Below are 17,588 nucleotides of genomic sequence, written 5' to 3' on the forward strand. Positions count from 1 at the left end.
AGGATTCACACAAGGCGAATCTTGTTCAATAACTTCATGGTGACTCGTGTCACAACGTAGTGGTTAGGATAATTCGGCCTGAACTTTGGATGGTTGCGCACGTTGGCTACGCATGAGGCATCTAGGACGCGGCCTTCTTCGAGTTCAGGGATTCGGCGCGATACTGCGTGGGACTGCAGTCGAAGGTGGCGCGGAACACTCGACTGAAGTGTGCTGCGTCCGGGTATCCCCAACGTGCCCCGATCGCGCCGATCGGTACCTGCTCGTAGAGCGGATCGGCTAAATCTCGGCGGCTATGCTCCATACGACGTTCGCGGATCCATCTGGCCACAGTGTATCCCGTGGAGGAGAACAGTTTCTGTAAGGTCCTCACTGCAATGTAGTGAGCTTCGGCAATGGACTGGGCACACAGTCCCGTGTCGGCTAAGTGTGCCTCGACGTAGTGTTTGATGCGCAACAGCAGCGATGAGTGAGAATCCGTGCTCGATCCCGGGGAGGAATAGATGCGTTCGGCCATCAGGGTGGACAGCAGGTCTACCACGTTCAGCGCTAACCGATGTCCCACCGCGGCTGGCAGTGACGGTAACTGCTCATTGATCTGCCGGATGAATGGAATGATGCTCCCCGCCAATGGGCTGTCTTCATTCATAGCCGTGGCAGTCATGGACCGCACGTCCTCCGGTGAGAGGCTGAGCAATTGCTGCGGGAAGATCAACACTAGACACGAGAAGTCATCCTGATACTGCAGGGTGTAGGGACGCTGAGTGTCGTAGATCGCCAGAGAGCCAGGAACGAGGCGGGCTTGGTGACCGTCCTGTTGCAGAAGCCCGGTGCCGGCAAGTTGCAGTGAAAGCTTATAGAACGCGCCATCATTGGCCGCGATCAACTCTCGCGTACGGATGACCGTCTGGGCATGGGCCTTGACGTGCATGAAACCGATGTCTTGGAAAGTGGATGCGCTGATCGTTCCGGTGAAAGGCCGACTATCAACTGGCAGTGCATCAAGAGGAACGAACGCCGAGGAGATCAGTTCCTTCCAGCTACTAAATGAATCAGCACGAAGAAGTTCCACGGACTTTCCAACCTCCCGGAGTTGAGCCACGACGAACGGTGACCTGCGCAACAGTATAGGCCTGAATCTTGTGAGTCTATGATGAAGCCCAGAGCCGAAAAGACAGGGCCCGTATACCGGCCGTCGTTTCAGTTGGCCGGTACCGTGGAGCGTGGGAACGCACGACGAGCAAAGAGGGCTAAATGGAGCTAAGTTCTGAACAATTTGAGCGTGCTCAAGGCGTATTGCTCGGACTGGCGAGCGGGGATGCCTGGGGGCTGGCTATGAATTCCAACGGCCGCTGGACGATGCAGATCCGGTAGACATGATTGGTGGAGGATTAGGGAACTTCGAACGCGGAGAGTGGACCGACGATACCTCGATGGCCATTGTGATCGCGCAGGCGTTGGCGGACAGCGACTCGCGATTGATCGTGGAAGTGCGGCGTAGGTGAATCGATGGATCAGGTAGACCAAGAAATTGCGAGAGACGTCGAATCGTACTATTCCCTACAGAGCTGGGCCGGTATCGGTGGTTAGCTCGGATATCTCGATGAATTTTCGACGCAATGGTGCCGCCCGCAGCGAACCGAAGATTGCGCGGGCGGCACCGATACGTAGCTTCTGAGAATCGTCGCCGTGACAAGAGGCCTAATACATGGAATCGGCTAGCAGCCGTGGCCAGTAGCGTAGATCGCCCCACAATTCGGCGTAGCCCGGGTTGGAACTGTAGGCACCTTGTAAGCCTTCGGCGACCATACGGTAGGAGGCCGCCGGGTACTGCGAGCGGAGGGATCCGTAGTCGATTTTGATCGGGCCAGCATAGTACGAGAATCTGCCGGAGGTGCTCGCTTGGCGTACCTTGCGGATGAAGTTGCCTTTAGAGTCGTACGCGGAGATCCGGATCGATATGTCTCGCTGTTTCAGCGACCCGTAGTTCGAACCGAACCCGATATTGACCGCACAGTACTTATCGACATCGCTGTTTTTCAGCACCCAGATGTAGGCCCGATGGTAGTTGCCGTACCGATCTTGCAAGCGCTCGGACTGGTTCGGAACGTATCCCGGCCCGCAAATTTGTTTGGCCTTTTCTCGGGTGAATTCCCAACCTGCTGGGGCGGCCGAAGCCTCGGGAGCTTGCTGAACGCCGATTACTCCTGCGCCGGTCAGCGCAATCGCCAAAACTAGTGATCGTGTAACGCCCTTTAGCGTTTTACTTTTCCTCACCGAAGATCCTTCCTTAGATACCTTGAGCTAAAGATCTCAGGATGGCCGGAGGGTGGCAATGGGAAGAACTGCCCATGAGCAGGAAAAACACGTAGGCAAACGGGTTTACGATCTCGGTGGTTTAAGCGCGCGTGAACTCGTGAAGGGGTCCGTCTACCTCGGCTAATCCTGCCAGGATGGGCGCTTCATGTGGCACCAGGGCCGATGGCAAATCGTCGAAGGAAAACCAGCGAAGTTCGGCGCATCTTTGCTGCTCCTCGATACCGGGCGTGCCGTTCCACTTGCGGCAAAGGAAAAAATGATCCCGATGAGACGGGGCGGGCGCGGCTGGATCCTGCCGCCGATCGCGTACGGCCAGTGGCAGGAGATCACTCGGCGCGATGTGTATACCAAGTTCTTCTGTAGCCTCACGACAGGCCGCGGCGATGGGGGACTCGGCCGGCTCAACGTGACCGGCGGCCGCGCAAGAGAAGTGTCCATCCATAAAGCCGGTGTTTTGGCGTCGTTGCAGGAGTACCGTCTGATCTCTGAGCAGCGCGACATAGACGATGTCGATCGGTGAGGCGACGGTCATCTTCGCAGGCTCCTTAGTCGGTGGGGGAAGATCCTCCTTCAGGAGCATATCTGGTTGTCAGGGGCGGCAGTAGGCTGTGAACATTGGGCCAGAGTGGCGACGTAGCCGTGTAAAAGAAGGGACGGCGCATGCTGATCACCATCACGTTGGAACCGGAATCAGGTCAGAACCTCGATGCAACGGCGCTCTCGCATCTGTTACGTAAACATCCCGGTAAGGCTCAATCTTTCCAACTACCGGTCGGCACAGCCCACGTGTTCTACCCTGAATATGGGCCGCGACGCTGCACCGCGGCACTACTGCTCGAGGTCGATCCGGTGGGGTTGGTTCGATCCAAGCGCTTTCGCGGGGAAGCCGGGGTGCTCGATCATTACATCAATGATCGTCCCTACGCAGCCTCCAGCCTATTGTCGGTTGCGCTGGGCAAGGTCATGCGCAGTGCCATGTACGGGCAGAGCGAAAGCCACCCAGAACTGGCGACGGCACCGCTGCCGCTGAAACTCGCAGTCCCAGTCATCTCCACCCGGGCCGATGCAGACGGGGACCTCGTACGGAGACTTTTCGAACCATTGGGGTGGCACATCGAATCGGCTCCGATCGAGCTCGACGAAAACTATCCGCAGTGGGGCACCTCGCACTACAGGTCGCTCGAACTTACCGGGAACGTGCCGCTACACCTCGCGCTACGCCAGCTTTACGTCCTGATACCGGTGCTCGACGACGCGAAGCATTACTGGGTGGGCGACGACGAAGCAGCCAAGCTTGTGCGTCAAGGCGAAGGCTGGCTGGCCGAACATCCGGAACGCGAACTCATCGCCCACCGCTACTTGGCGCATCAGCGTGATCTGGTCGAGGTGGCCCGTGAACTAGGAACCTCTGGTACGTCCGAGGTTTCGGGGCAAGCCACAGAGGCGACCGATCAGAATAATCCGGCTGTGCCGCTGCGGATTCTGCGCGCCGAAGCAGTACTTGGTGCGCTGCACGAGACGAACTCGCACAGCGTTGTCGACGTCGGTTGTGGGTCCGGCGCGCTACTTCGCCGCCTGCAAAAAGACGGGTTCTTCACGCGCATTGTGGGCACCGACGTTTCCGGAAGGGCGCTTGAACGGGCCGCAGCGGACTTGCACTTAGCCGAGCGCTCCGACGTTGACCGGGAAAGGCTGCAACTGTTGCATAGCTCGGCCGTCTATCGCGATGAACGGCTGCGTGGTTTCGACGCCATCGTACTCATGGAGGTGATCGAACATTTGGATCCCGAGAGGCTACCGGCCCTCGTGGACTCGATCTTCGGGTACAGCCAGCCACGAACCGTGCTCGTCACCACACCGAATGCCGAATTCAATGCCCTGTATCCGAGGCTTGCCGCGGGCACCATGCGCCACGATGATCACCGATTCGAATGGAACCGTGACGAATTCCGGCGGTGGGCGGAGAACGTCGCCACGGAACACGGCTACGCCGTGGACTATCGTTCCATCGGCAATGAACATGATCAGCTGGGGCCGGCAACCCAAATGGCAATCTTCCGAAAGGTGGCCGCATGAGCACGCTGAACATCCCACAGACCTGCCTCGTGGTACTCGTGGGGATCTCCGGGTCGGGGAAGTCGAGCTTTGCCGCCGAGCACTTCGGCGCCTTCGAGGTGCTCTCCAGCGACTATTTCCGCGGGCTCGTCGGCAATGACCCCAGCGACCAGTCGGTGACCGCAGCGGCCTTCGACGCCCTGAACTATGTGGCCGGAAAGCGCCTCGCCGCCGGCCTGCTCACGGTCGTTGATGCCACCAGCCTGCAACCCGGTGACCGGAAGAAACTGGTCGAACTGGCGAAGTCGCACGACACCCTGGCGGTGGCCATAGTGCTGGACACACCGCTTCGAACCTGCCTGGAACGAAACGAAAAGCGCGGACCCGACCAGGTACCGGCAGCTGTAATCGACCGGCAACACCGTCAGCTGCGCAAACACCTTCGGGGGATCCGCCGCGAAGGGTTCGCCCGCGTACACATTCTTGAGCCCGATACCGACTTGAGCCAAGTTACGATCCACCGGCACAAACTACTCAATGACTTCCGCGATCACACCGGCCCCTTTGACGTGATTGGGGATGTCCACGGATGCCTCGATGAGCTGCAGCGGCTGCTGCAGAAGCTTGGCTATACCCTGCATTTTGATGCGCAGGGTCGCGCGGTGGACGCCAGCCACGAAGGGGCCCGCCGCGCCATATTCGTCGGCGACCTGGTGGACCGTGGCCCGGACTCCGCCGGCGTACTGCGGCTGGTGATGGGGATGGTGCGGGCCGGGCACGCGCTCGCCGTGCCGGGTAATCACGAAGATAAGCTGGTGCGCGCCCTGCGTGGTCGCAAGGTGACGCTGAACCACGGACTGGGCGAAACACTCGAGCAGCTTGCGGCCGAAGGGGAGCAGTTCCAGCGCGAGGTCGAGCGCTTCTGCGACTCCTTGGTCTCGCACATGGTGTTAGACGACGGGCGCCTGGTGGTGGCCCATGCTGGATTGCTCGAGGAATACCATGGCCGGGCCTCCCAACGGGTGCGTGCCTTCGCGCTCTATGGGCAGGTCACCGGCGAAGTCGACGAATACGGGTTGCCGGTCCGTTACCCGTGGGCCAACGATTATCGAGGGCAGGCCGCGGTACTCTATGGCCACACATCGGTGACCGAGGTCGAATGGGTCAATAACACCGCCTGCCTCGACACCGGATGCGTATTCGGTGGCACGTTGAGCGCCATGCGCTACCCCGAACGAGAGGTTGTTCAGGTCGCCGCCGCGGAACAGTACTGCGAACCGGCACGTCCCTTGGAACCGGTCGGTGGGCCTGCGCGTGCCGATCACGTCATGGACATGAAGGACGTGACCGGCCCGCTGGTGCTCAAAGCAGAGGGTCTGGGCACCGTGAAAATCGGTGAGGCTCAGGCCGCCGGCGCGCTGGAAACGATGAGCCGGTACGCCACCGACCCGCGCTGGCTACGCTACCTGCCCCCGACCATGTCTCCGTGCGAGTCCTCGAAGCTAGCCGAGTATCTCGAGCATCCGGCCGAAGCATTCGACTACTTCCGCAAGCAGGGCGTCGCGCAGGTCATATGCCAAGAGAAACACATGGGGTCGCGGGCGGTGCTGTTGCTCGCGAAGAATCCCGAACGCTTTGCCGCACCCGAGGGGTGGCTCGGTGCATTACACACGCGCACCGGCCGCCCATTCCTCGAGGATGCGGCCGAACAAAAGCTGTTGCGCAGTGCTCACACAGCTGCGGAACGTGCCGGATTGTTTCAGGAGCTAGCCAGCGACTGGGTCATACTCGATGGTGAGCTACTGCCCTGGTCGCTTAAAGCGCAGGAGCTGATCACCGGGACCTATGCGTCGGTAGGTTCCGCCGCGAGTACTGCGACGGATGCCGCTCTGTCCGTGTTGCGACGCGCTGAAGCCAATGGCCTTGAGGTGGCTGAGCTTCTGGAACGCACCAGTGCGCGTGCCCACAACGCCAAGGCTTTTCGCGAGTCCTACCGTCGTTACGTCGGATCGCCGGATGAGCTGAGTTTCGCGGCATTTCAGATCTTGGCATCCGAAGGGCAGAGCCATGAGACCCGCAGTCATGACTGGCACATGTCGTGGGGGCAGCGCCTTCACGAGGCCGACGACACTCTTTTCACGGCCACCAGAAATCGTGTGGTCACCGTGGAGGATGAGCAGGAAGTGGCCGCCGCGGTGCGTTGGTGGGACGCGCTCACCTCTGCGGGCGGCGAAGGCATGGTGGTCAAACCGCTCGAGAATTTGGTTAAGGGCAAGCGCGGTTGGATTCAGCCCGGGTTGAAGGTCCGCGGCCGCGAGTATCTGCGCCTGATCTACGGTCCTGACTACCTCGAGCCGAGCAATCTCGACCGGCTCCGCGAGCGCGCGACGGACCGCAAACGGCAGCGGGCGTTGCAAGAATACCTGCTGGGATTGCAGGCACTGAGGCTGACCGCGTCGGGAGCACCGCTGTGGCAGGTGCACCAGTATGTTTTCGGGGTGCTAGCCCTTGAATCCGAGCCGCTTGACCCCCGCTTGTAAACGCGGCCGGTTCACGCGGTCGCGGTGAGTCCCAAACTTTCAAAAGCGCGGGCAAGGCCAAGGCCTTCGGGGTTTGGCACCGTTATATCTGCGTGAGTGAGCAGCGCGGCCGGTGCACCGTCGATGGCCACGGCGGTGCCGGCCAACGCGAGCATTTCAATGTCGTTGTGCCCGTCGCCGATGGCGATCGATTGCTCCACGGCAACATCCAGGTACTCGAGCGCCAGTCTCATGCCATCGGCCTTGCTCAGTCCCCGGGCGAATAGCTCACCGCTATACCGGCCCGTGCTCGATACGGAGTTAGCGACCGAATCCAGCTCCGGGCCGATCTCGTCGAGCAAGCATTGCATCGACACCGCAGAATCAAAGACGCACGCCTTCGACCAAGGGTCGGGCCGCGCCGTGGAAACCTTCACGAGCTGGTCTTTCAGTTCACGTGAATCCTGCTCGGCGATCGCAAGTAGTCTAGGTCTGGCGTGGTCGGGGATGAACACGGTGTCCGGCGACTCCAACAGGTAGCACACGCGGTAATGATCCAGCACGGTGGTGATGCGCTGAGCCAAGTGCTGCTCGAGGGTGCGATTGCTCAATACCGCATCGCCCACGCGCACGTAGGCGCCGGCACTGGCCACCAGTCCGTCGAAACCGGCGGCAAGCATGTGATCGGACAGCATGCTCGGTGGCCGCCCGGTACTGAGGAATACCAGATGGCCATTGGCGCGCGCGGCACGAACCGCCTGCGCATGTGCCTCGGGCACGCGGCTACGGTAGGCGTAGGTACCGTCGACGTCGATAAAGATGGCTCGCCGCCGGTGCTTCGGCGCCGGGAGCACGGCGGAGGCGGTGGGCTGATCATTGCTCATGTCCGGAGCCTACCAAGGCTGAAGATTGGGCGGTCATAAAGTTCCGAAACTAGACATATCGCCTGATTTCGACCAAGAGTTCGGGTAATGTCGGCGGTGTCATCTATCGCAACTAGCAAGATGGGAGATGGGCCGTGAAAGCGCTCTTCGACTTGGACTTCAGAAAGTTCATCACCCCCACCATCATCAAGATCGTTTACGTTTTGATCATGGTGATGTTGGTTCTGGCCTACATCGTGTTCGTGGTCGCCGCGTTCAACACGAACATTGCCTTTGGTTTCCTGACCCTGCTGATTCTCGGCCCGCTGTTCATGCTGATCTATTTGGTGCTGGCGAGAGCGGGCCTCGAGTCGCTCATCGCGCAGATCCGCACCGCGGAGAACACCACCGAAATGGTGCGCCTCATGGGCGGCATTCCGCCAGCAGAGGCCACGCATAACTACTACCCGTCCACTCCGCCGCCACCGGCCGGGCAGCAGCCAGAGGCCGGCAACCCTTCGACGCCGCCGACCCCGCCGCGTAGCGAGGGAAAGGACGATGAGGGTCCAACCCCGCCGACTAACCCGTACCAGTCCTAAACAGCATTTCCCCGCCCAGGCGCCGGGACGCTAGCCGATGGCCTGCCCCTAGGGGCGGGCCATCGGCGTTTGACCGCACCTATTGCACATCCGTTTCAGCCGGACAGGGCCGCGCTTCGGGGAGTTTGCCGTAGACCCTTTGCTGAGTGCCGAGCCGGTGCTTGACTGAGTTCATGACGGACATTCTCACACTCCGTGTCGTGCTCGACGGGTCCAATCCGGAAATCTGGCGAACTCTGGAGCTTTACAGCGACCTGCCTCTTATCGAGGTCGGGCACGCGATCCAAATCGCCATGGGCTGGGAGAACGTTCACCGACAGTGCTTCCACAATCATGCACCCGACGAGCCAGCTCTCAAGGCGGACGAGATCTGCTGGCTCGATGCCGACCTTTTGGATGAATCCCACCACCGAGAGCTAGCCCAGAGCACACTGGAGTCGGCACTGACCGCGAGCGGGGGAGTGCTGTACTTCGAGTACGACTTCGGCGACCGGTGGATCCACAGGGTGAGCCTGATGCACCGACGGCCGGCGGATGGACAAGCGCCACGGATGAGCCTGATCGAGGGTGACCTACGGGCGCCCATCGAAGACAGTGGCGGGCTAAGCACGTGGTATGAGAATCTACGGATTATTTCCGCCAAGGACGAAGCGCGAAACTATCAAGAGGTGCTGGCCTGGATGCGGTGGCGAGTCGGCCCACGCGGCAACATCGACCCCACCTACTTCGACATCGACTCTGCGCGCCGGATGCTGGCCCTGCATGCGGCCGGCTACCGTGGCAAGAGCGTGCTCGGAACCTGGCTGCAGCAGGTCCCGCCGGGCACCGAGCGCTTCTTCGGCAGGATGATCGCGCAGACGGAGCTCACCCTCGAACCGCAATTCGCCAAACCGTCGTGGCTTGAGGAGGTCCTTGAGCCCTTCGCCGAATTAATCCGCCTATGCGCCGGCGCTGGGGTGAAACTCACCCACGCCGGCTGGTTGCCGCCACGGGTCATCGAAGAACTTCTCGATCGGTGCCAGTGGAACGGCATTGACTACGAGAGTGGAACCACAAAGCGGGAAAACAACCTCGACACGGTTCGCTGGCTCAGGGATATCGCCGAGGAACTCAAACTCGTTCGCAAATATCGTGGACACCTCATCGCCACGGAGTTTGGACTGGGACTCCTCGCCGAGCCGGGCACATTGCACCGGTACCTGCTTGATTGCCTGATCAGCGGGATGAACAGCAAGATACACCGCGACTGCCAGATCACCCAGTGGATCGTCGACGAAATGGGGCTCGAAGGATTCGAAGAACGGGCCGATACCAGCAACGCCATGCTCGGTGCCCTGCACTATGCCGATGCTCGAACCGGCGAGCCGCTGACCCGCGACAGCTATGCCCCCACCAGCGCGCTGTGGCATTTGATCGACCGCAGCACCAACTTTCACTTCAGTTTGCCGACGGAGCCGAACTTGCCAGCACGGCGCGCGGCACTAAGCCAGCTGCGTCGTTACCTGCTCTCGGGTTTCGAGCAGAGCTTAGTAATCGAAGGAAATTAGCATTTTCTCCCGATGACGGGCATAAGTGACCAATCACTAGTCTGCATTGAACCTCAATAAACGGTAGGCTAGTGACTGGTCGTAATGTTCGCTCAGGTGACGTAACGATCGAATGGAAACACCAAAGTCTCCCTCGGCCAGCAATTCAGGCGCCTTCGTTGCGTGGATCGCGGTCCTCGGTAGTGGTTTTCGCTGCAGCTACGTAGCGCGGGCCTCAATCGATGACCAGGTCGCGAACGATGCGCCCAGTTGCGGCGCCACCAGGGAGCGATCGAAAGGAGAACCCCCTTAATGGAGGGTCCAGAAATCCAATTCGCCGAAGCCGTTATCGATAACGGTCGTTTCGGTTCCCGCACCATCCGTTTCGAAACCGGACGTCTGGCCAAGCAGGCCGCCGGTTCCGCAATGGTTTACATCGATGACGAGACCGCGCTGCTTTCGGCCACCACCGCCGGCAAGCACCCGCGCGAAGGCTTCGACTTCTTCCCGCTGACCGTGGACGTCGAGGAACGCATGTACGCTGCCGGCCGCATCCCGGGCAGCTTCTTCCGCCGTGAAGGTCGCCCGTCGACCGAAGCCATTCTGGCCTGCCGTCTGATGGACCGCCCGCTGCGCCCGGCCTTTGTCAAGGGTCTGCGCAACGAAGTTCAGGTCGTCGTCACCGTGCTGTCCATCCACCCGGATGAGCTGTACGACGTGGTCGCCATCAACGCTTCGTCGATGTCCACCCAGCTGTCCGGTCTGCCGTTCTCCGGCCCGATCGGTGGCGTGCGCGTGGCCCTCGTTGACGATGGCACCGGAGCCCCGCAGTGGGTGGCGTTCCCACGCCACTCGGAGCTGAAGAACGCCGTGTTCAACATGGTGGTAGCCGGCCGCGTGGCCGGCGATGACGTCGCCATCATGATGGTGGAAGCCGACGCCACCGACAACGCCTGGGAGCTCATCAAGGAGCGCGGCGCCGTGGCCCCGACCGAAGAGGTTGTGGCCGAGGGCCTCGAGGCCGCCAAGCCGTTCATCAAGGTTCTCTGCGAAGCACAGGCCGACCTGGCCGCTCGCGCCGCCAAGGAAACCGTGGAATTCCCGGTCTTCCGCGACTACGAGGACGATGTCTACGCCGCCGTCGAGGCTGCCGCCTCCGCACGTCTGACCGAGATCTACTCGATCGCCGACAAGCAGGAGCGCGATAACACCGCTAGCGAGTACAAGGACGAGATCCTGGCATCGCTGACCGGCGAAGGCAACCAGTTCGACGGCCGCGAGTCCGAGGTCTCCAAGGCCTTCGGCGCGGTAACCAAGCACATCGTGCGCCAGCGCATCCTCACCGAGCAGGTGCGTATTGACGGTCGCGGTTTGGCCGACATCCGTCAGCTTTCCGCCGAGGTCGAGGTGCTGCCGCGCGTGCACGGTTCGGCCATCTTCGAGCGTGGCGAAACCCAGATCATGGGTGTCACCACCTTGAACATGCTGAAGATGGAGCAGCAGATCGACTCGCTGAGCCCGGTCACCTCCAAGCGCTACATGCACAACTACAACTTCCCGCCGTACTCCACCGGTGAGACCGGCCGCGTCGGTTCGCCGAAGCGCCGCGAAATCGGCCACGGTGCCCTGGCCGAGCGCGCCATCGTTCCGGTGCTGCCAAGCCGCGAGGAATTCCCCTACGCCATCCGCCAGGTCTCCGAAGCGTTGGGCTCCAACGGTTCGACCTCGATGGGCTCGGTGTGCGCCTCGACCCTGTCGCTGCTGAACGCCGGTGTGCCGCTGAAGGCCCCCGTCGCCGGTATCGCCATGGGTCTGGTCTCAGACACCGTGAATGGTGAAACCCGCTACGCCGCGCTGACCGATATCCTCGGTGCCGAAGATGCCATGGGTGACATGGACTTCAAGGTTGCCGGTACCTCCGAGTTCGTTACCGCCATCCAGCTGGACACCAAGCTCGACGGCATCCCGGCCTCCGTGCTGGCCGCCGCACTGACTCAGGCCCGCGAGGCTCGCCTGCACATCCTGAACGTGCTGAACCAGGCGATCGACGCACCGGATGAGCTGAACGTCAACGCACCGCGCATCATCTCCGTGAAGATCCCAGTCGACAAGATCGGTGAGGTCATCGGCCCGAAGGGCAAGATGATCAACCAGATCCAGGAAGACACCGGAGCGGACATCTCCATCGAGGACGACGGCACCGTGCTGATCGGCGCCACCGGTGGCGAAGCCGCCGAGGCTGCCCGTGCCGCCATCAACGCCATCGCGAACCCGCAGGTTCCGGAGGTTGGCGAGCGCTACCTGGGCACCGTCGTGAAGTTGACCACCTTCGGTGCGTTCGTTTCGCTGACCCCGGGCAAGGACGGTCTGCTGCACATCTCCGAGCTGCGTAAGATCAACGATGGCAAGCGCGTTGAGGACGTCGAAGACGTCGTCTTCGTGGGCCAGAAGATCCAGGTGGAGATCACCAAGATCGACGACCGTGGCAAGCTCTCCTTGGCCCCTGTGGTCGAGGAAGAGGCCGAGGCTGTTGCCGCCGAGTAATCGGTAGCTTCCTTCCTAACAGTTCCCGCCGCACCGTGATGGTGCGGCGGGAACTGTTATTTTACCGCCTGCAACGTGGGCCGACTTCGCCTTGGCCGAGCATCCAAGTAGGCTGGCGGCAGGGCGCATGAATGCAGTCCATCGCGCAACAAGTCCCGCCGAGTCGGAGGAACCGTACATGCATAATGGCTATCGCCTCAGCGAGCATGGCTCTGGCACCTATTTGGTGCAAGGTCCGGCCTCGAACTGGGTAATTCTCGCCGAGGGCGGAGAGTTCACGCTGATCGACGGTGGCTATCCCAATGACACACCGCTGGTGCTTGAATCCATTCGGCAGGTGGGCCTCGACCCGCGGGCGGCGCAGGCCATGCTGATAACCCACGGGCATGTGGACCATACCGGGGCGGCCAATTACTTCGCGCAGCACTTTGATGTCCCGGTACTGAGTTCTGCCCAAGAGCATGGGCAAGTACTGGGCCTAGAGCGCTTTCAAGTCACCCCAGCCCAAGTCATTCTGCGGGCGTGGCGCCCGGCGGTGTTCAGGTGGATGCGGCACGTGATCCGCGCGGGAGGTGCACAGGGCACTCAGGTGCCAACGGCGCAGCGTTGGAATGCAGAACAACTCGCCAAGCTGCCCGGGGCACCGGTGGCGATTCCTACTCCGGGGCATACGCCGGGGCACACGGCCTTTCTCCTGCCCCAGTCCGAGATACTCATTAGCGGCGACGCCCTGATTACCGGGCACGCACTGAGCTCACAACACGGTCCGCAGATGCTGCACCCGATGTTTCACCATCACGCCCAGTGGACGCAAAACTCGTTAGAACGACTTGGACAATTCTCTGCCTCGCTCATCCTGCCCGGCCACGGAGGAGCCTTTGAAGGTACTCCGCGCGAGGCCGTGCTAGAAGACGCCGCCCGACGCTAGCGCAGGCGAGCCGCTTCACAATCACCGGCGAGCGGGCAAGCTCAGCGCCTCGAAAAGAGCCCGGCGCTACCTATAGGTGGCATCGCGCTGCCTAGCATTTAAGTGTTGCGAGTCACAATTATTCGGCTAGGGTTAAGCCGTTGTTAACCATGAAGATTCTAAATCTTCTGGTCAGCGACCTATCGTCGTTCCTTGGGCCAGAAAGCGCCCGCGGACCGAACGGTCACTCGCACCTGATCGCGCTAGACACTCAAGGACTGTTGTCATGAAATCTCGTATTCTGCTCGCCTCGGCCGGTGTGCTCGCACTCTCGGCCTCCCTGGTAGCTTGCTCGGGCGGTGCCACCCCCGAAGCACCTGCGGGCGTCGATGCGGCCACCGCAACTAGCGCCGAGGACTTCGGCGGCATGGACCAACTCATTGCTGCCGCCCAGGCCGAAGGCGAACTGAACGTCATCGCCCTGCCCGAGGACTGGGCCAACTACGGTGCCATCCTCAACGGCTTCGAGGACAAGTACGACATCACCGTTAACTCGGCCAACCCCAACGCGTCCTCGGCCGAGGAAATTCAGGCAGCACAGAACCAGGCCGGGCAAGATACCGCGCCGGATGTCTTCGACCTGGGCACCGCGGTTGCGTTGGAGAACACCGACAAGTTCGCCCCTTATAAGGTGACCACCTGGGATTCGATCCCGGAGAAGAACAAGCACCCGGAAGGGCTCTGGGTGAATAACTACACCGGCATCATGTCCGTCGGCTACGACTCGTCGACCGTTGAGGAGCCCAAGCAGCTCGATGACCTGCTCGGTGAGAAATACCGTGGCTCGGTGGCGCTGAACGGTGACCCAACGCAGGCCGGTGCCGCATTCGCGGCCGTGGGCACCATCTCCGCCCTGGCCGGCGGCGGAGTCGAGGACTTCGCACCGGGCATCGACTGGATGCAGAAGCTCAAGGATGCCGGTAACTTCCTGACTGTCGATCCGACGCCGGCCACCATCGCCTCGGGCGAAACCCCGGTGGTGTTCGACTGGAGCTTCAATAACATCGCTGCGGCCGCCAACAAGCCGGACTTCAAGACCACGGTCCTGCCGGGTGCCGCCTACGTCTCCTTCTACAACGAGGCCATCAACAAGGACGCCCCGCACCCGGCCGCCGCACGCCTGTGGCAGGAATGGATGTTCTCCGACGAGGTGCAGACCCTGTTGCTGGAAGGTAACTCGGTGCCGGTACGCGTCGACGCCTTGAAGGAAGCCGGTTCCGTGGACGAGAAGCTGCTCGAGACGGCAACGGCCGGCACCACCTCCGAGGACTGGATTTCGCCGAACCAAGAGCAGACCGATGCTGCCAACAAGCTGCTGACCGAGCGCTGGGCCGCGCTGACCCGCTAAAGCGATGACGGTGGGGCCGCAGTCGGCCCCACCGTCTGGCGCTCGCGCGTCAAAGGACTTTCTCACGTGAAAACGAAATTAGCTTGGTTAGGGCTGCTACCGTTCGCCGCCTACCTCGTACTCTTCTTGCTACTGCCCACCTTGCTGGCCATCTTTAGCGGCTTCAGCGACGGCAAAGGGGCCCTGACACTGTCGAATTTGTCGATTCTCATCGACCCAGTGGTCTCATCGACCTTTATGGCCTCGGCGACGATCAGCGCGATCACGGCGCTAGTCGGCGCGGTGATCGGCGCCCTCGTTTGCTGGGCCCTGACCGGGGTGAGCCCGCAGAGCGCGGTGCGACGCATCGTCGACGCGGCGGCCTCCGTCTTGGCCCAATTCGGTGGTGTGATGCTGGCCTTCGCCTTCATCGCCACCATGGGAGCACAAAGCCTATTGCGCCTGTGGCTCGATGACACGCTCGGCTGGGACATCTACGCCGACGGAGTCTGGCTTTACCAACTGCCGGGCCTGATCCTGCCCTACCTGTACTTCCAGATTCCGCTGATGATCATCACCTTCTTCCCGGCCATTGACCGGCTACGCCCGCAGTGGGTCGAGGCCAGTGCGACGCTGGGCGCAGGGCTGTGGGACTACTGGCGGCATATCGGGTTGCCGGTGCTCGCCCCCTCATTTCTCGGTGCACTGTTACTACTGTTCGCCAACTCTTTCTCGTCCTACGCCACGGCCGCCGCGCTGATTAGCCAGGGTGCGCAGATCGTACCCTTGCAAATTCGGGCGGCGTTGATCGGTGAAACCGGCGCCTCCAATGTCAGCTATGCCGGCGTGCTCGCACTGGGCATGATCCTGTTGATGAGCCTGGTGATGGGACTCTACTCATTGGTGATGAAACGAGCGGCACGGTGGCAGTCATGAGCCGCACGATTTCAACGGCCCCACCGGTGTGGGCTCGCCGCACCATTCTGCTGGTTATCGGCGTGATCTTCCTCTTGCCGCTGGTGGCCATGGCCGAGTTCACCTTGCGCAGCACCACCGGCGGACACAGCCTGGAACACTGGCTGAGCCTCGCAGACCTGCAGGGGCAACGCCAATACCGCGCCCTGACCCAGGGGCTCGGTAATTCTTTGGTTCTCTCGCTACTGACCTTGGGGATGGTGCAACTGCTTTTCGCCCCCACCATCGTGTGGATCCACCTGCGCTTCCCGCGCTTGGAACGGATGCTGGACCTGCTGACGGTGCTACCCATCGCGATCCCGGCCATCGCCATGGTGGTCGGTTTCGCGCCGGTGTATCGGTACATTGGCCGGACGTTGGGCTCCGGGGAATGGACACTGTTCCTAGCCTACGGAGTGCTGGTCCTGCCCTTCGCCTACCGCACCTTTGCCACCGACCTGCAGGGGATGGATGCCCGTGTGCTTTCCGAAGCGGCCCGGACACTGGGCGCCAGCTGGGCGACCGTCTACTTCAAGGTCCTGGTTCCGGGTCTGCGCCGCGGACTGGTTTCCGCCTCGTTGCTGACCATCGCCATTGTGATGGGCGAATTCACCGTGGCCTCGCTCCTGAGCCGCACCACCTTCCAGACCGGGCTGCTACAGATATCACAGACCGACCCCTTCATCGCGGTCCTGTGCTCGCTGCTCTCCTTGATCATTATGTTCGTCCTGCTCGCCGCCGTGTCCTTTATGGGCAATACCGGGGCACGGCGCCCGCTGCCGACGAAGCCTACGAAAGATACCGCGCATGTCTGAGACCACCACCCACACCGCAAAGCATGTGAAATCCGCCGGACTTGAACTGCGGGCCGTGCGCAAGGACTACGGTTCGAACACCGTGCTGCATTCCATCGACCTGCACCTAGAGCCAGGCGAGCTGGTCTGCCTGCTGGGACCGTCGGGTTGCGGCAAAACCACGGCGCTGCGCTGCCTCGCGGGACTCGAAGAGGTCACCTCGGGGCAGGTGCTCATCGGCGGTGACGAGGTTTCGGGCACCCCGGTGAACCGTCGCGACATTGGCATGGTGTTTCAGGCGTATTCGCTCTTTCCGCACATGACCGTGGCGAAGAATGTCGAGTTTGGCTTGCGCATGCGCAAGATTCCGCGCGGTGAACGCACCCAGCGTGTTGCCGAGGCGCTCGAGCTGGTGGGACTCTCGGGATTTGAGCACCGCTACGCCTCGCAACTCTCCGGTGGGCAACAGCAGCGTGTGGCTCTGGCGCGTGCCCTGGTCACACGCCCACGGGCACTGCTGCTGGATGAACCGCTATCCGCGCTGGATGCCAAGGTGCGCGTACACCTGCGCGAGCAGATCCGTGAGATCGTGACCGAACTGGGGATCACCACCGTCTTCGTCACTCACGACCAGGAAGAAGCGCTAGCGATCTCGGACCGGGTCGCCGTGATGAACGGTGGACATATCGAACAGTTCGCCAGCCCGGAAGATATTTACCGTTCTCCGGCCTCGGCTTTTGTCGCCGACTTTGTGGGTGTGTCCAATAAGCTGCCCGGCGTGCTCACCGGGCAGGGGGTCCAACTACATCAAACGACGCTCCCGTTGGTGACCAACACGCAGCTGGCTGCGGGCACCTCGGTGACGGCGTTGGTGCGCCCCGAACACATCGCCTTTGCCGCAGCCGTCGATGCGCAACTTCACGGCACGGTGGTTTCCTCGGGCTTTCTCGGATCGCTGCGGCGCACCGTGGTGCGGCTCGACGAACTCGAGACCGAGGTAGCGGTGCAACATCACGCCAATGAGCGGCTGGAGATCGGTGAAACCGTGGGCCTGAGGTTCGCCGAGGTCCCGGTGGCCATTCGAGCCGAAGGCTAGCCAGAGCGCTACCGGCATGACGAAG

General features: G+C 61.6%; 15 protein-coding genes. 11 read left to right on the top strand and 4 right to left on the bottom strand.

The annotated features are described in order from the left end of the window. Positions 1-121: 121 nt before the first annotated feature. Positions 122-1,072 carry an AraC-like ligand-binding domain-containing protein gene (locus ACYU0X_RS05455; protein ID WP_461902358.1) on the bottom strand — a complete coding sequence of 317 codons (951 nt, stop codon included), beginning with the start codon at positions 1,070-1,072 and terminating at the stop codon, positions 122-124. A 304-nt stretch (positions 1,073-1,376) separates the two neighbouring features. On the opposite strand from ACYU0X_RS05455, the gene ACYU0X_RS05460 reads away from it, so the two are divergent. Further along, positions 1,377-1,505, top strand: coding sequence for an ADP-ribosylglycohydrolase family protein (locus ACYU0X_RS05460; RefSeq protein ID WP_461902359.1), 129 nt, complete (start codon positions 1,377-1,379; stop codon positions 1,503-1,505). A 196-nt stretch (positions 1,506-1,701) separates the two neighbouring features. Here the strand turns inward: ACYU0X_RS05460 and ACYU0X_RS05465 are convergent, their stop codons facing one another. After that, on the bottom strand, positions 1,702-2,277 hold the full coding sequence (locus ACYU0X_RS05465; protein ID WP_461902360.1) for a hypothetical protein: 576 nt from the start codon (positions 2,275-2,277) through the stop codon (positions 1,702-1,704). A 121-nt stretch (positions 2,278-2,398) separates the two neighbouring features. After that, positions 2,399-2,851, bottom strand: coding sequence for an NUDIX domain-containing protein (locus ACYU0X_RS05470; RefSeq protein ID WP_461902361.1), 453 nt, complete (start codon positions 2,849-2,851; stop codon positions 2,399-2,401). Positions 2,852-2,979: 128 nt separating this feature from the next. Here ACYU0X_RS05470 and ACYU0X_RS05475 point away from each other — a divergent pair, with 128 nt between their 5' ends. Further along, entirely contained in the window at positions 2,980-4,395 is a 1,416-nt protein-coding gene (locus ACYU0X_RS05475; protein ID WP_461902362.1) for a 3' terminal RNA ribose 2'-O-methyltransferase Hen1, read from the top strand. Continuing rightward, positions 4,392-6,914 (top strand): polynucleotide kinase-phosphatase, encoded by a 2,523-nt coding sequence (locus ACYU0X_RS05480; protein WP_461902363.1) that lies wholly within the window; start codon positions 4,392-4,394, stop codon positions 6,912-6,914. Before ACYU0X_RS05475 ends, ACYU0X_RS05480 begins: the two co-directional genes overlap by 4 nt. An 11-nt stretch (positions 6,915-6,925) precedes the next feature. Here the strand turns inward: ACYU0X_RS05480 and ACYU0X_RS05485 are convergent, their stop codons facing one another. After that, the gene (locus ACYU0X_RS05485; RefSeq protein WP_461902364.1) at positions 6,926-7,777 is read right to left on the bottom strand and encodes an HAD-IIB family hydrolase; all 852 of its coding nucleotides are present in this window, start codon (positions 7,775-7,777) and stop codon (positions 6,926-6,928) included. A gap of 134 nt (positions 7,778-7,911) precedes the next feature. On the opposite strand from ACYU0X_RS05485, the gene ACYU0X_RS05490 reads away from it, so the two are divergent. The 8 genes from ACYU0X_RS05490 (at position 7,912) to ACYU0X_RS05525 (ending at position 17,563) form a co-directional block, all read left to right on the top strand. Next, positions 7,912-8,355 carry a DUF4282 domain-containing protein gene (locus ACYU0X_RS05490; protein ID WP_461902365.1) on the top strand — a complete coding sequence of 148 codons (444 nt, stop codon included), beginning with the start codon at positions 7,912-7,914 and terminating at the stop codon, positions 8,353-8,355. 173 nt (positions 8,356-8,528) lie between these two features. Then, a complete protein-coding gene (locus tag ACYU0X_RS05495) occupies positions 8,529-9,902 on the top strand; it encodes a plasmid pRiA4b ORF-3 family protein (protein WP_461902366.1) in 1,374 nt (457 codons plus the stop codon). Positions 9,903-10,193: 291 nt separating this feature from the next. Beyond that, positions 10,194-12,425 (top strand): polyribonucleotide nucleotidyltransferase, encoded by a 2,232-nt coding sequence (locus tag ACYU0X_RS05500; RefSeq protein ID WP_461902367.1) that lies wholly within the window; start codon positions 10,194-10,196, stop codon positions 12,423-12,425. 178 nt (positions 12,426-12,603) lie between these two features. Next, complete coding sequence (locus tag ACYU0X_RS05505) at positions 12,604-13,353, top strand: MBL fold metallo-hydrolase (RefSeq protein WP_461902368.1); 750 nt, start codon at positions 12,604-12,606, stop codon at positions 13,351-13,353. Positions 13,354-13,618: 265 nt separating this feature from the next. Next, positions 13,619-14,740 (top strand): ABC transporter substrate-binding protein, encoded by a 1,122-nt coding sequence (locus tag ACYU0X_RS05510; protein ID WP_461902369.1) that lies wholly within the window; start codon positions 13,619-13,621, stop codon positions 14,738-14,740. Between the two features lie 66 nt (positions 14,741-14,806). Continuing rightward, entirely contained in the window at positions 14,807-15,655 is an 849-nt protein-coding gene (locus tag ACYU0X_RS05515; RefSeq protein WP_461902370.1) for an ABC transporter permease, read from the top strand. Beyond that, entirely contained in the window at positions 15,652-16,488 is an 837-nt protein-coding gene (locus ACYU0X_RS05520; protein WP_461902371.1) for an ABC transporter permease, read from the top strand. Before ACYU0X_RS05515 ends, ACYU0X_RS05520 begins: the two co-directional genes overlap by 4 nt. Beyond that, positions 16,481-17,563 (top strand): ABC transporter ATP-binding protein, encoded by a 1,083-nt coding sequence (locus ACYU0X_RS05525; RefSeq protein WP_461902372.1) that lies wholly within the window; start codon positions 16,481-16,483, stop codon positions 17,561-17,563. Before ACYU0X_RS05520 ends, ACYU0X_RS05525 begins: the two co-directional genes overlap by 8 nt. Positions 17,564-17,588 lie beyond the last annotated feature (25 nt).

This window comes from Glutamicibacter sp. X7, from assembly GCF_054889245.1.